15 protein-coding genes are annotated in these 12,541 nt (G+C 65.2%); 8 read left to right on the top strand and 7 right to left on the bottom strand.

Annotated elements, in window-relative coordinates:
- Positions 1 to 12: 12 nt before the first annotated feature.
- Positions 13 to 1,191: a GGDEF domain-containing protein gene (locus tag AC2T4A_RS25840; protein WP_478377031.1), complete on the bottom strand. Its 1,179-nt coding sequence runs from the start codon at positions 1,189 to 1,191 to the stop codon at positions 13 to 15.
- A gap of 260 nt (positions 1,192 to 1,451) precedes the next feature.
- On the opposite strand from AC2T4A_RS25840, the gene AC2T4A_RS25845 reads away from it, so the two are divergent.
- Positions 1,452 to 2,651: a CaiB/BaiF CoA transferase family protein gene (locus AC2T4A_RS25845; protein ID WP_416748063.1), complete on the top strand. Its 1,200-nt coding sequence runs from the start codon at positions 1,452 to 1,454 to the stop codon at positions 2,649 to 2,651.
- Between the two features lie 119 nt (positions 2,652 to 2,770).
- Positions 2,771 to 2,965, top strand: coding sequence for an AbrB/MazE/SpoVT family DNA-binding domain-containing protein (locus AC2T4A_RS25850; protein ID WP_486742127.1), 195 nt, complete (start codon positions 2,771 to 2,773; stop codon positions 2,963 to 2,965).
- A gap of 20 nt (positions 2,966 to 2,985) precedes the next feature.
- Here the strand turns inward: AC2T4A_RS25850 and AC2T4A_RS25855 are convergent, their stop codons facing one another.
- Positions 2,986 to 3,672 carry a GntR family transcriptional regulator gene (locus AC2T4A_RS25855; RefSeq protein WP_416748059.1) on the bottom strand — a complete coding sequence of 229 codons (687 nt, stop codon included), beginning with the start codon at positions 3,670 to 3,672 and terminating at the stop codon, positions 2,986 to 2,988.
- A 72-nt stretch (positions 3,673 to 3,744) separates the two neighbouring features.
- On the bottom strand, positions 3,745 to 4,479 hold the full coding sequence (locus tag AC2T4A_RS25860; protein WP_024765199.1) for an SDR family NAD(P)-dependent oxidoreductase: 735 nt from the start codon (positions 4,477 to 4,479) through the stop codon (positions 3,745 to 3,747).
- Between the two features lie 2 nt (positions 4,480 to 4,481).
- On the opposite strand from AC2T4A_RS25860, the gene AC2T4A_RS25865 reads away from it, so the two are divergent.
- The 4 genes from AC2T4A_RS25865 (at position 4,482) to AC2T4A_RS25880 (ending at position 8,323) form a co-directional block, all read left to right on the top strand.
- Entirely contained in the window at positions 4,482 to 4,679 is a 198-nt protein-coding gene (locus AC2T4A_RS25865) for a hypothetical protein (RefSeq protein ID WP_416748057.1), read from the top strand.
- Between the two features lie 109 nt (positions 4,680 to 4,788).
- A complete protein-coding gene (locus tag AC2T4A_RS25870; RefSeq protein WP_416748055.1) occupies positions 4,789 to 5,817 on the top strand; it encodes an ABC transporter substrate-binding protein in 1,029 nt (342 codons plus the stop codon).
- 101 nt (positions 5,818 to 5,918) lie between these two features.
- A complete protein-coding gene (locus AC2T4A_RS25875) occupies positions 5,919 to 7,004 on the top strand; it encodes a phosphotransferase (RefSeq protein WP_416748053.1) in 1,086 nt (361 codons plus the stop codon).
- The gene (locus AC2T4A_RS25880) at positions 7,001 to 8,323 is read left to right on the top strand and encodes an aspartate aminotransferase family protein (protein WP_486742128.1); all 1,323 of its coding nucleotides are present in this window, start codon (positions 7,001 to 7,003) and stop codon (positions 8,321 to 8,323) included. Before AC2T4A_RS25875 ends, AC2T4A_RS25880 begins: the two co-directional genes overlap by 4 nt.
- A 77-nt stretch (positions 8,324 to 8,400) precedes the next feature.
- Here AC2T4A_RS25880 and AC2T4A_RS25885 read toward each other — a convergent pair whose 3' ends face one another.
- From AC2T4A_RS25885 to AC2T4A_RS25895, 3 genes are all read right to left on the bottom strand, one after another.
- Complete coding sequence (locus AC2T4A_RS25885) at positions 8,401 to 8,862, bottom strand: sn-glycerol-3-phosphate transporter (protein WP_416748051.1); 462 nt, start codon at positions 8,860 to 8,862, stop codon at positions 8,401 to 8,403.
- Between the two features lie 20 nt (positions 8,863 to 8,882).
- On the bottom strand, positions 8,883 to 9,344 hold the full coding sequence (locus AC2T4A_RS25890; protein WP_416748050.1) for an outer membrane lipoprotein: 462 nt from the start codon (positions 9,342 to 9,344) through the stop codon (positions 8,883 to 8,885).
- A gap of 123 nt (positions 9,345 to 9,467) precedes the next feature.
- Entirely contained in the window at positions 9,468 to 10,397 is a 930-nt protein-coding gene (locus AC2T4A_RS25895) for a LysR family transcriptional regulator (RefSeq protein WP_486742129.1), read from the bottom strand.
- Positions 10,398 to 10,493: 96 nt separating this feature from the next.
- Here AC2T4A_RS25895 and AC2T4A_RS25900 point away from each other — a divergent pair, with 96 nt between their 5' ends.
- On the top strand, positions 10,494 to 11,093 hold the full coding sequence (locus AC2T4A_RS25900) for a short chain dehydrogenase (RefSeq protein ID WP_416748046.1): 600 nt from the start codon (positions 10,494 to 10,496) through the stop codon (positions 11,091 to 11,093).
- Between the two features lie 243 nt (positions 11,094 to 11,336).
- Here AC2T4A_RS25900 and AC2T4A_RS25905 read toward each other — a convergent pair whose 3' ends face one another.
- Positions 11,337 to 11,735, bottom strand: a complete 399-nt coding sequence (locus AC2T4A_RS25905; RefSeq protein ID WP_416748045.1) for a DUF488 domain-containing protein — start codon at positions 11,733 to 11,735, stop codon at positions 11,337 to 11,339.
- An 86-nt stretch (positions 11,736 to 11,821) separates the two neighbouring features.
- Here AC2T4A_RS25905 and AC2T4A_RS25910 point away from each other — a divergent pair, with 86 nt between their 5' ends.
- The gene (locus AC2T4A_RS25910) at positions 11,822 to 12,490 is read left to right on the top strand and encodes a COG3650 family protein (protein WP_416748043.1); all 669 of its coding nucleotides are present in this window, start codon (positions 11,822 to 11,824) and stop codon (positions 12,488 to 12,490) included.
- The last annotated feature ends 51 nt before the right edge of the window (positions 12,491 to 12,541 follow it).

The following is a 12,541-nucleotide window of genomic DNA, read 5'->3' on the forward strand; positions in this document are numbered from 1 at the left end:
CGGCGCCGTGGGTCAAGTGCGCGGACGTCGGTCGGTTCCCGGCTCCGGCGCGGCCAGCTCGATGCGGTTGCGGCCCTTGGCCTTGGCGGCGTAGAGCGCCTGGTCGGCCAGCGACAGCAGGCGCAACAGGTCATGGCCGGCCTCGCGGCTGGTGGCGATGCCAATGCTGACACTGAGCTGGCCCTCGGCCATGAACGGCAGCTCGGCGAACTCGCGACGCACCCGCTCAGCCACCTGGCACGCACCCTCGGTATCGGCGCCCACCAGCAGGCAGGCGAACTCTTCGCCACCGATGCGGGCGAATTGGTCGTGCTTGCGCATCCGCGAGGCGGTGATGCGGCTGAACTCCACCAGCACGCGGTCACCAGCGGGATGGCCGAAGGAGTCATTGAGGCGCTTGAAGTTGTCCAGGTCGCAGAGCAGCAGCGAGGCCTGTTCGCCGCGCTCCGAGCAGAGCCGCAGCAGGCGCTCGCCGGTTTCCATGAAGGCGCGGCGATTGCCCACGCCGGTCAGCGGGTCGCTCAGGGCGGCACTGCGGAACTGCAGTTCGGCGCGCTCCTTGACCATCGCCAGGGTGGCGAAGGCGATGCCGATGGCGAACAGCATGGTCTCGAAGACCAGGAAGGTGAAGAAGGTCGAGCCCTGGCCATTGTTGGCCACGCTCTCGAACGGCATGCCGCGGTCGACCACCAGGCGTACCGCGTAGACCAGGGTATGGAACAGCAGCAACGTCAGGGTCGGACGCAGCTCGACTTCCAGCTTCTGCCGGCTTCGCCACAGCTCGCCGATGGCCGCAGCGCAATAGATGACGGTAAGCCCCGTGCTGACGGCGATGCGCACGGCAAGTGATTCATAGAAGGCGGGGACCAGGCAGAGCACCGCCCAGAAGGTTGCCCCGGCACCTATCAGCAGCCAGTGCGGCCTGCGCCCGGCGAACACGCGCATGGACGTCCAGGTCATTGCCGAACACAGGTGCAGAATGACGTTACCAACCAGGATCGCTACCCAGTCGATCCCCATGCCGCGCAAGGTGGCAAGGAAAGTACCTACAGCGCCCAGCAGCAGCGCGGCACTCATGTAGCCCAGGGTTGGATCGCGGCGGCCACTGTGCCAGGCGAACGCCATCAGCACACCGACCAGGGTCAGCACGTAGAGGTCGACGACAACCAGCGTCGGCAGGTTCAGCGTCATGCAGCCCCCTCGCCACCCGCCTGCGCGCACTCGTCGAGGAATGCCGCCAGGCCTAGGGGCTGTCTGCAAATAGGCGAACGCATCACGGTGTACCTGTCCGAAAACGGGCGAGCTGAGGTAAGAAACATCCTTGAATGTCGCTACTCTACGCGTGCCAAAGGTCGGCGCAAAGCGCCGTTGCCAGGCGTCTGCCCGGCGGCCTGTTCGAAGCGCCGCACAAGCGTTAGAGTCCGGCGATTCCTCTCTGATCGGACAGACCGATGAACAGCACCGCCAAACCCCTCGCCGGCCTCAAGGTCATCGAACTCGGCACTCTGATCGCCGGCCCCTTCGCCTCACGCCTGTGCGCGGAATTCGGCGCCGAAGTCATCAAGGTCGAGTCGCCCGATGGCGGCGATCCGCTGCGCAAGTGGCGCAAGCTCTACGAGGGCACCTCGCTGTGGTGGTTCGTGCAGGCGCGCAACAAGCGTTCGCTGACCCTGAACCTCAAGCACGAGTCCGGCCGCGAGGTGCTGAAGAAGCTGCTGGCCGAAGCGGACATCCTGATCGAGAACTTCCGCCCCGGCGTGCTGGAAAAACTCGGCCTGGGCTGGGACGTGATCCACGCGCTGAATCCGAAACTGGTGATGGTGCGCCTGTCCGGCTTCGGCCAGAGCGGCCCCTACAAGGACCAGCCGGGCTTCGGCGCTGTGGGCGAGTCCATGGGCGGGCTGCGTTACATCACCGGTTTCGAGGACCGCCCGCCGGTACGCACCGGCATTTCCATCGGCGACTCCATCGCCGCGCTATGGGGCGTGATCGGTGCGCTGATGGCACTGCGTCACCGCGAGGTGAACGGCGGCGCCGGCCAGGTGGTGGACGTGGCGCTCTACGAGGCGGTATTCGCCATGATGGAGTCCATGGTTCCGGAGTTCGACGTGTTCGGCTTCATCCGCGAACGCACCGGCAACATCATGCCCGGCATCACCCCCTCCTCCGTGCACACCACGGCCGACGGCAAGCACGTGCAGATCGCCGCCAACGGCGACGCCATCTTCCGCCGCTTCATGACCGCCATCGGCCGCCTCGATCTCGCCGAAGACCCGACCCTGGCCAGCAACGACGGCCGCGATGCGCGGCGTGACGAGCTCTACGGCATCATCGACCGCTGGGCGCGCTCCGAATCGCTGGACACCGTGCTCAAGGTGCTCAACGAAGCCGAAGTGCCGGCCAGCCGCATCTTCTCCGCCGAGGACATGTTCAGCGACCCGCAATTCCTCGCCCGTGAGATGTTCCTCTCGGCCAAGTTGCCGGACGGCAAGCCTTTCCGCATGCCCGGCATCGTCCCCAAGCTCTCCGACACGCCCGGCAGCGCCGAGTGGATCGGGCCCAAGCTGGGCGAGCATACGGACGAAGTGCTTTCCGGATTGGGTTACGACGCAGCCGCCATCGCGGCGCTGCGCAAGGACGGCGCGGTCTGACACGAGACTTGTAGGAGCGAGCTTGCTCGCGAAGGACTTCGCCGACTACCTCCGCGCCAAGCGGTTCGCGAGCAAGCTCGCTCCTACAGCCAGGCCTCCTCTTTCACTGGAGGTCTGTCATGGGACAAGGCTCCATTTTCCAGAGCAATCGCAGCCAGGCCATTCGCCTACCCAAAGCGGTGGCGCTGCCTGAAGAAGTGAAACGCGTCGACAGTGAGCCTGTAGGAGCGAGCTTGCTCGCGAAGGATTTCGCCGACTACCTCCGCGCCAAGTGGTTCGCGAGCAAGCTCGCTCCTGCAAGACGGCCGGTCTGACATCCGCGCGCCGAGGTCGGTCAGCCCGCTTCCTGCTCCGGCTCTTCGTTCTGGGCGATGAACTCCAGCATCTTCTCGCTGCCGTCCAGCAGGTCGGCGTGGATAGCCTCGCGGGCAGCGGCGCCATTGCGCTCGCGCAGGGCGCGCAGAACGTCCCAGTGGTGCTCGATGGCCATGCGTTCGTTGAAGTCGGCATAGGCCTGGGCGATCAGCGGGCCGGTACGCATCCACAGGCTGTCGAGGAAGGCGCGCAGCAGCGGCATGCCGGCGATGTCGGCCAGGGCGAAGTGGAAGGCCTGGTTGAGCTTGAGCGCCAGCACCAGGTCATCGGCGTGTATCGCGTCGAGATTCTCGCGAATATTGGCCTCCAACTCGTCGAGCTGCCCGCCGCTGGCGCGTTCGGCGGCGGTTTCGGCGGCAAGGCCTTCGAGCGCCACGCGGATGCTGCGGATCTCCAGGTACTGCTCACGCGTCAGCAACGGCACGCGGATATCCCGCGGCGTCTTGAGGACCAGCGCCTGCTCCTTGGCCAGTTGCAGGATGGCGTCGCGCACCGGGGTGACGCTGGTGCCCAACTGCTGGGCCAGGTCACGGATGCGCAGGCGATCATCCGGCTTGAAACGGCCGGTGATCAGCGCCTCGCGCAGCAGCGCGTACACGCCACTGCCCAGGTAGGAATGATTGAGCCCTTCGATCGGGTAGTTCATGGCCGTCTCATCGCGTGGTGCGGAATTCGGGCGCGCATGATGGTCGCTGATCGCGCCGAATGCCAGCCGGTTTCACACATGCTGCCCGCCGTTGACATGAATTTCCGCGCCGTTCACGTAGGACGCGCCGCTGGTGCAGAGGAAGTGGATGAGCGATGCGACTTCCTCTGGCTTGCCCAGGCGGTGCATGGGAATGTCGCGCTCGACGATCAGCTCGGTGCCCGAGGACAGGATGGCCGTATCGATCTCCCCTGGCGCAATCGCGTTCACCCGAACGCCGTGCGGGCCGAAGTCGTGGGCCATCTCGCGGGTCAGGGCCGCCAGTGCGGCTTTCGAGCAGGCGTAGGCGGCACCGGCGAACGGGTGTACGCGGGAACCGGCGATAGAGGTGACGTTGATCACCGAGCCCTTGGCCGCCTTCAGTTCATCGAACAGGCCGCGGGCCAGCAGCGCGGTGGAGAACAGGTTGACATTGAACACCTTCAACCAGGTCGCGTAGTCACTGCCCAGCACGCCCAGGCGTTCACCTTCCGGGCCCTTGGGCGAAATGCCGGCGTTGTTCACCAGGGCGTGCAGCGAGCCACCAAGCTTCTCGCGGATCATCGGCAGGCTGGCCTGGACACTGTCGATGTCCTCCAGGTCCAGGTGGATGTGGTTGATCAGCCCTTCTGCCCAGGGGCATTCAGCGCTCCAGTCCTGGCGCGAGGCGGTGAACACGCGCCAGCCGGCGGCGTTGAAATGCTTCACCGTGGCATGGCCGATGCCGCGGCTGGCGCCGGTGAGAAGCAAGGTACGGGTCTGGTTCATAGATGCATTCCCTTTATCAAGTGCGCGCTGTTCGTTTGCGTCCGTGGACCAATGGCGCCAATAAAAACATGATGCATCATGTTTTGGAAGATGTTTTAATCGGCCCAGCTTGGTCCTCCAACCAGCTATCCGAACAACAACAAGAAACGGAGCAACTTCCCATGATCGACTTCACCCGTTCCGCCCGTTCCTCTCCCTGATGTCCGAGGGCACTGCCAGCCGGCCTTCCAGCTTGGTCCGGCGCATCGCCCCACTCTTGAAGCTGCCCTCTTATTCATGGGCCGGATTGGCCCGCTCAGGAGTCATCGCATGTTCAAGAAAGCCATAGCGCTGATGATGTTGGCCGGCGGCGCCGCCCAGCTCCACGCCGAGACACTGACCGTGGTGTCCTTCGGTGGCGACAACAAGGTGGCCCAGGAAAAGGCCTTCTACAAACCCTTCGAGCAGCAGGCCAAGGTCACTGTCCAGGGCGCCGAGTACAACGGCGAGATGGCCAAGATCAAGGTCATGGCCGACACCGGCAAGACCAGTTGGGACGTGGTCGAGGTGGAGTCCCCGGAACTGATGCGCGGTTGCAGCGAAGGCCTGTTCGAGCAGCTCGACTGGTCCAAGCTCGGCAAGCAGGGCGATTTCCTCGATGCCGCCGTGAGCGATTGCGGTGTGGGCATCTTCATCTGGTCCACGGTGCTCACCTACGACGCCAAGAAGCTCGCCAGCGCGCCCACCGGCTGGGCCGACTTCTGGGACGTGAAGAAATACCCGGGCAAGCGCGGCCTGCGCCGTGGCGCCAAGTTCACCCTGGAATTCGCCCTGGAAGCCGACGGCGTGAAACAGGCCGACCTGTACAAGGTGCTGGGCACCAAGGAAGGCGTGGACCGCGCGTTCAAGAAGCTCGACGAGATCAAGCCGTACATCCAGTGGTGGGAAGCCGGCGCGCAACCGCTGCAGTGGCTGGCCGCTGGCGACGTGGTAATGACATCAGCCTACAACGGCCGCGTCGCCACCGCGCAGAAGGAAGGCCGTGACTTCGCCATCCAGTGGAACGGCAGCATCTACGACCTGGACCACTGGGCCATCGTCAAAGGCAGCCCGAAGAAGGACCTGGCCGAGCAGTTCATCGCCCTGGCCAACAAGCCTGAGCACCAGAAGGTCTTCGCCGAGAACATCCCCTATGGCCCGACCAACAAGAACACCATTCCGCTGATCGACGCCGCCATCGCGCCGAAGCTCCCCACTGCGCCGCAGAACCTGGAGAACGCGCGCGCCATGGACACCGAGTTCTGGATCGACCACGGCGAGGAACTGGAAACCCGCTTCAACGCCTGGGCAAGCAAGTAAGCCCGCCGCACCCGCCCGGCGCTGCGCCGGGCGGGCGCCACCGCAAGACCGTTTACCGCTGAACCTTGTTGTACCCGCTGAACCCTGCTGGAGATGTACCCGTGCCCCTCAACACCGCTCCCGTCCACGATCACCTGCTGGAAGCGGCCCCCGCTCAGGTGAGCGACGCCCAGGCCGCTGCCATCGCCGACGAATTCTTCGGCCAGCGCGGCACACTGAACCGCCTCGCCGGCGAACGCGACCTGAACTTCCACATCGCCCACGGCCATGGCGACGACCGCCTGCTGAAGCTCTCCCACCCGCTGGAAGACCCGCAGGTGGTGGACTTCCAGACCCGCGCCCTGCTGCGCGTCGAGGCCCTGGACCCGACGCTGGCAGTGCAGCGCGTCTATCCCTCGCTGAACGGCGAACACCAGATTTCCCTCACCGTCGATGGCCAGCCGATGATTGCCCGGCTGTTCTCCTTCGTCGACGGCGTTCCACTGCACCGCGTCCCGCAACGCAGCCGCGCCCTGCGTGAGAACCTGGGCGACGACCTGGCCCGCCTCGGCCTGGCGCTCAAGGGCTTCGAGCACCCCGCCACCGCCGGCCATGAGCTGCTCTGGGACCTCAAGCACGCCTCGCGTCTGCGCAACCTGCTGACCTACATCGAAGACCGCGATCAGCGCGCCCTGGTCGAGCGGTTCCTCGATAACTTCGAGCGCCACGCCCTGCCACGCCAGGCCACTCTGCGCACCCAGGTCATTCATAACGACCTGAACCCGCACAATGTCATCGTCGACGCGCAGCACCCGGACCGGGTACGCAACATTCTCGACTTCGGCGACATGGTTCACGCGCCACTGATCAACGACCTCGGTGTCGCCGCCGCCTACCAGGTCGGCGAACCGGACGCACCGCTGGCCAGCGCCTGCGAGATGATCGCCGCCTATCATCGCCGCTGCCCGCTGCTGGACGAGGAACAGGAAATCCTCGCCGACCTGATCGCCACGCGCCTGATCATGACCCTGAGCATCACCGCCTGGCGCGCCAGCCTGCACCCCGAGAACCGCGACTACATCCTGCGCAACACCCGCCACGCCTGGCAGAGCCTGCAAGGGCTGGCCGGCCTCAGCCGAGAACAGGCGCAAGAGCAGATCATCGCGGCCTGTCGAGTCGCCAAGAAAGAAGAGGAGCCCCGTCCATGACCATGCCCAACGGCTTCAGCGCTGCCGACGCCGAGCGTCTGAGCGAACAGGAACGCCGCCTGATCGAGCGCCGCGCGCGCCTGCTCGGCCCGGCCTATCGGCTGTTCTACGAGCGCCCGCTGCACACCGTGCGCGGCGAGGGCGTGTGGCTCTACGACAACCAGGGCAACCGCTACCTCGACGCCTACAACAACGTCGCCTCCATCGGCCATTGCCACCCGCGCGTGGTGCAGGCCATCGCCGAGCAGGCCGCGTTGCTCAACACCCACACCCGCTACCTGCAGGAAGGTATCCTCGACTACGCCGAAGACCTGCTCGCCACCTTCCCCGACGGCCTGAACCAGGTGATGTTCACCTGCACCGGCAGCGAGGCCAACGACCTCGCGCTGCGCATCGCCCGCCAGTACACCGGCGGCACCGGGGTGATCATCACCCGCTTCGCCTATCACGGCGTCACCGGCACCATTTCCGAGCTGTCGCCCTCCCTCGGCGCCGGCATTACCCTTCCCACCCACGCACGCACCGTGCTTGCGCCGGACGCCTATCGGCTGGGTGCGGAGAACGTCGGCAAGCTGTTCGCCGATGACGTACGCGCCGCCATCGCCGACCTGCGCGCCCACGGCATCAAGCCCGCCGCACTGCTGCTCGATGGCATCTTCGCCAGCGACGGCGTGCTGGCAGGTCCGGCCGGCTTCCTCGCCGAAGCGGTGAAGGTCGCGCAGGACGAAGGTTTGCTCTACATCGCCGACGAAGTGCAGAGCGGCTTCGCCCGTACCGGCGACGCCATGTGGGGCTTCCAGCGCCACGGCGTGCAACCGGACATCGTCACCCTCGGCAAACCCATGGGCAACGGCCAGCCCATCGCCGGCGTGGTGGTGCGCCCGGAAATCCTCGAAAGCTTCGGCCGCGAAGTGCGCTACTTCAACACCTTCGGCGGTAACCCGGTGTCCTGCGCGGCGGCCCAGGCGGTGCTCGACGTGATCCGTGATGAGAAGCTGCAGGAGCGTTCCCAACGCATCGGCGCCTTCCTCGCCAACGGCATCCGCCAGTTGGCCGAGCGCCATGAGCTGATCGGCGACGTGCGCGGCGCGGGGCTGTTCCTCGGTGTCGAGCTGGTGTCGGATCGCGCCGCCAAGACTCCCGCCGCCAACCAGACCCGCCAGGTGGTCAACGCGATGCGCGAACGCGGGGTACTGATCAGCGCGGCAGGGCCGCTGGAGAACATCCTGAAGATTCGCCCGTTGCTGGCCTTCGAGCAGGAACACGCCGAGCTGTTCATCGATTGCCTCGACAAGGCACTGAAGGACGTTACCGCCTGACACTTTCCTCCTTCAGAAACGACGCGGGCCGCGATGCACATGCATCGCGGCCCGTTTCATTTCGACTGACAGAAAGGTCAGAAGCGAACGCCGACATTGACCATCGCCGCCGAGCCGCCCAGTACCACGAATTCGGCACCGACCGGCCCCAGATGCGCCCCGACCGAAGGAATGATCGCCGGGGCCACGCCGTAGCGGTTCAGCGGAATCTTGTCGCGGTAGTCGCCGCGATAGCCCTGCAACGCGCCACCGGTGACCTTGGCGTAGAACGGCGTACCTTCCCAGTCGAAGCGCTTGCCGGCGTAGACATAGTTGGAGCGCTGGCTGAAGGAATTCTTGAAGGTCGCGCCGCCCCAGACAATGCCATCGGCGCGGTTGCGCTCCAGGCCGATCAGTTCCTGGTGGTTGTTGTGCTCCGGATCGTTGGTCCAGTGAGTGGTGTAGACGCTGGTCTGCAGGTACCAGAAGCCTCCGTCGTCATCGGCCATGGCGGTGCCACAGCCGACGGTCAGCAACAGAGCGATCAACAGGCGGCGCATGCTGGGATCTCCGCGTCAGCTCAAAGGGTCACGCGGCTGGCGCCGTTGACGGACATGATGCGAACACGATCACCAACGCGGAACTGCTGGGAGTCGACCGCCTGGACATAGGCGCGGGTAGCGCCATCGTCCTCGCGAACGACGATCTCGACGCCCTGGGTGCGGGTGATGCCCTCCTCCACGGCCGAGCCCGCTGCGCCGCCAGCGACGCCGCCGAGAATGGTGGTGATGGCCTTGCCGCGGCCACCGCCGATGGAGTTGCCGGCGATGCCGCCGATTGCCGTGCCGGCCAGGGTGCCGATGGGCGTCTTGGTGCCTTCGATCTGCACCGGACGCAGGGATTCGACGGTGCCCATGCGCACGTTCTGTACGGCGCGGGCGTCAGCACGGGAGTAGGAAGAACCCGACAGGTTGGAAGCGCAGCCGCTCAGCAGAGCGGCGCTGGTGAACAGGGCAGTCAGCAGCAGAGTGGAACGGTTCATGGTGGTGTCCTCGGAAGGCTCTCAAAAGTGATGGTGAAAGCCTAACGATCGGTCCCTGAACTTCCCCTGAACCCTCTCTGAACCATCGCTGAACGAAGCTGAACGAGGCTGAACGATCCACGGTCACCCCTCGAGGGCGACCAACTGCATCCGGCTGCGCTCGAACCAGCGCAACAGGTAGTCCGCCAGCAGCTGCGTGCGACGTGGCAGGCGGCTCTGGTAAGGGTGGATGAGGAACACCGGTTGGGTCCGGGTCTGGTAGTCGCGCAGCAGCCAGACCAGGCTGCCATCAGCCAATTCCTGCTGAATCATGTAGGACGGCAGCCGGCTGATCCCCGCGCCGGCCAGCGCCGCCTTCTTCAGCAGGGTGTAGTGGTTGCTGGCCAGCAGGCCGTTCACCGTCACCCGAAACAGCTCGTGGTGCCGCTGGTAGAGCCAGACGTCGCTGTCCTGATAGTGGGTGTTCTGCAGACAGGAATGCCGCGCCAGATCCGCCGGCACTTCGGGTGCGCCGTGTTTGGCGAGATAGGCCGGCGTGGCGCAGGTCAGCTCCTGCAAGGCGAACAACGGCCGCGCCACCAGGCGCTCGTCCACCGCCAGGCTGCCTGAGCGGATCGCCAGGTCGAATCCGTCGGCGACCAGGTCGCGACGATCGTTGGACAGGTCAAGCTCCAGGCGAATGTCCGGGTACTGGCGGGAAAATTCCATCAACCAGGCATCGAAGAAGGTCTCGCCCAGGGACACCGGCACGCTCAGCCGCACCTTGCCCTGAGCCTCTTCCTGCAACGCCAGCACCGCCTGCCGCGCCCGCGCAGCCTGGGCGTTGAGCGCCTGGGCCTCAGGCAGCAGCGCGGCACCGGCAGCGGTCAGCGACAGGCGTCTGGTGGTGCGGTGCACCAGCGTTGCACCCAACGCCTGCTCCAGCGCGGAAATCCGTTTGGACAGCTGCCCCTTGCTGCAGCCGAGCTTCTCTGCCGCGCGGGTGAAGCTGCCGCATTCGAGCAGCACGGCAAAGGCGGAAAGGTCTTCCAGGTCGCTGGCGATTGTTTCCATATGAAAACCAAATGTTGTCGATTGGCTTGATTATCAAAACAGAAGTCCACTCTAGACTGAATTCACTTTCAGCCAAACCACTCAGTGGAGAGCCTCATGAAAATCATCCTGATCGGCGCCAGCGGCACACTCGGCCAGGCGGTCGCGAACGAACTGGCCCCGCGCCACGAGATTATCCGCGTCGGCCGCAACAGCGGCGATTACCGAGTGGACATCACCGACAGCGCCTCGATCCGCGCACTGTTCGAGCAGATTGGCGGCTTCGATGCGCTGATCAGCGCCGCCGGCAAGGTGCACTTCGGTGCGCTCTCGGAAATGGGCGAAGCGGAAATGGCGATCGGTCTGAAGGACAAGCTGATGGGCCAGGTGAACCTGGTGCTGATCGGCAGCCAGTACGCCAACGACGGCGCCTCCTTCACCCTCACCACCGGCATCCTCAGCGAACAGCCCATCGTGCTGGGCAGCTCGGCCAGCCTGGTCAACGGCGCAGTGGAAGGCTTCGTTCGCAGCGCCGCCCTGGAACTGCCGCGTGGCCAGCGGATCAACGCGGTGAGCCCGAACGTGCTGGTAGAGTCGATGGAGGGTTATGCACCGTTCTTCCGAGGCTTCAGGCCGGTGCCGGCCGCCGACGCCGCCCTGGGCTTCGCCCGCAGCGTGGAAGGCAAGCAGAGCGGTCAGGTGTACAAGATCTGGTAAACCAACGCCCCCACCCCGTCCGCTGACGTAGGGCGTACAACCGTTCGCGGTTGTACGCCGATAATCCGTGGCTCGATAGCGCTGCCAATGCCCACTCGGAGCGCGCTGGAGGCCAGGTCAAACGGCGTATAACGTCGAACGTTATACGCCCGTCAGTCGTTGGCCCTGGTTCGCGAGCAAGCTCGCTCCTACAGAAAAACCTTCGCCGGGACTTGTAGGAGCGAGCTTGCTCGCGAACCGCCCCTACTCGGCCTTCCCGGCATAGCACACCGGCGAACTTCCCTCCCCCTGCTTCTGCAGCTCATCCTCGAGGAACTCCGCCAGCACCCGGGCGTTGTTGTGCTCCTCGTCCCTGGCCGCATAGAGCAGCGTCAGCGTGCCCTTGCGCGCCAGGTCCAGCAGGCCCATCCAGTGTTCCGGGTGGGCGTTCAGCTCGCCGTGGTAGGCCTTGCGGAAATCCTCGAACAAACTCGGATCATGGTGGAAGCGCTGGCGCAATTCGTTGGACGGCGAGGCATCCTTGGCCCAGTACTCCATGTACAGGTCTTCCTTGCGAATCCCCCGTGGCCAGAGACGGTCCACCAGCACCCGCTGACCATCGGCCTTGGTCGCCGGTTCGTAGGCGCGCTTGCAACGAATCATCCGAAATTCTCCTCGCTCGTGGCATTGCCCTTGAGATGGCCGGCTTCGCTGGGTAACGTGGGCCCACTTTCGAGGGAGCCCGTTTCATGCGATCCAGCCGTTTCATCCTCTTCAGCCTGCTACCCCTGTTCGCCGCCTGCCAGGTGTGGACGCCGGACAAGACCGATCTTAACGCCTCCACCCGTCTGCAGGGCGAACTGAGCAGGCTGGACGGCAAGCTGGTGTTCCGCAGCTGCACCGAGCAGCGCCGCTTCAGCATCGAGGACACCGGCAACACCGGCCTGCCCCGCGATGCGCTGGAGATGTTCAACGACGGCGCCATCTCGCTGTTCGCCGACCTGCGCGGCAGCTTCAGCGGCAGCAGTGCGCAGGGCACCGACGGCAAGCTGGAAGTTGCCAAGGTCTATCGCCTGCAGAACGAAGGCGCCGGCTGTGACGACCCGAACTTCAAGCGCGCGGTGGTCCGCGCCCACGGCAACGAGCCGGGCTGGAGCGTGCTGGTGAACAGCCAGGGCATGCTGATCGAGCAGCCGGGCAAAGAATCCCTGGTGCTGCCCTATATCGCCGAAGGTGTACCCGATGGCAGCACCAGCTACTCCAGCGAAGCCAACGGCGAGAAGGTCGAACTGTGGATCGCCCCGGCGCGCTGCCAGGACAACATGAGCGGCGCCCTGAGCAACCTCTCGGCCGAACTGCGCCTGGACGACAAGGTCATGCGCGGCTGCGCCTATCCGGGCGGTTCCAGCGGCGATTGATCGACCCGCACAAGGTTTTCAGACAGCGTAGGAGCGGACTCTGTCCGCGAT

This window comes from Pseudomonas sp. PVC-3-1 (assembly GCF_057444315.1).

Excerpts from the sequence above, each read along its gene's own strand:
- AC2T4A_RS25910 (WP_416748043.1), top strand. The coding sequence starts at position 11,822 with ATGCGATCCAGCCGTTTCATCCTCTTCAGCCTGCTACCCCTGTTCGCC.
- AC2T4A_RS25870 (WP_416748055.1), top strand. The coding sequence starts at position 4,789 with ATGTTCAAGAAAGCCATAGCGCTGATGATGTTGGCCGGCGGCGCCGCC.
- AC2T4A_RS25890 (WP_416748050.1), bottom strand. The coding sequence starts at position 9,344 with ATGAACCGTTCCACTCTGCTGCTGACTGCCCTGTTCACCAGCGCCGCT.
- AC2T4A_RS25885 (WP_416748051.1), bottom strand. The coding sequence starts at position 8,862 with ATGCGCCGCCTGTTGATCGCTCTGTTGCTGACCGTCGGCTGTGGCACC.
- AC2T4A_RS25905 (WP_416748045.1), bottom strand. The coding sequence starts at position 11,735 with ATGATTCGTTGCAAGCGCGCCTACGAACCGGCGACCAAGGCCGATGGT.
- AC2T4A_RS25860 (WP_024765199.1), bottom strand. The coding sequence starts at position 4,479 with ATGAACCAGACCCGTACCTTGCTTCTCACCGGCGCCAGCCGCGGCATC.
- AC2T4A_RS25865 (WP_416748057.1), top strand. The coding sequence starts at position 4,482 with ATGCATTCCCTTTATCAAGTGCGCGCTGTTCGTTTGCGTCCGTGGACC.
- AC2T4A_RS25855 (WP_416748059.1), bottom strand. The coding sequence starts at position 3,672 with ATGAACTACCCGATCGAAGGGCTCAATCATTCCTACCTGGGCAGTGGC.
- AC2T4A_RS25880 (WP_486742128.1), top strand. The coding sequence starts at position 7,001 with ATGACCATGCCCAACGGCTTCAGCGCTGCCGACGCCGAGCGTCTGAGC.
- AC2T4A_RS25845 (WP_416748063.1), top strand. The coding sequence starts at position 1,452 with ATGAACAGCACCGCCAAACCCCTCGCCGGCCTCAAGGTCATCGAACTC.
- AC2T4A_RS25895 (WP_486742129.1), bottom strand. The coding sequence starts at position 10,397 with ATGGAAACAATCGCCAGCGACCTGGAAGACCTTTCCGCCTTTGCCGTG.
- AC2T4A_RS25850 (WP_486742127.1), top strand. The coding sequence starts at position 2,771 with ATGGGACAAGGCTCCATTTTCCAGAGCAATCGCAGCCAGGCCATTCGC.
- AC2T4A_RS25840 (WP_478377031.1), bottom strand. The coding sequence starts at position 1,191 with ATGACGCTGAACCTGCCGACGCTGGTTGTCGTCGACCTCTACGTGCTG.
- AC2T4A_RS25900 (WP_416748046.1), top strand. The coding sequence starts at position 10,494 with ATGAAAATCATCCTGATCGGCGCCAGCGGCACACTCGGCCAGGCGGTC.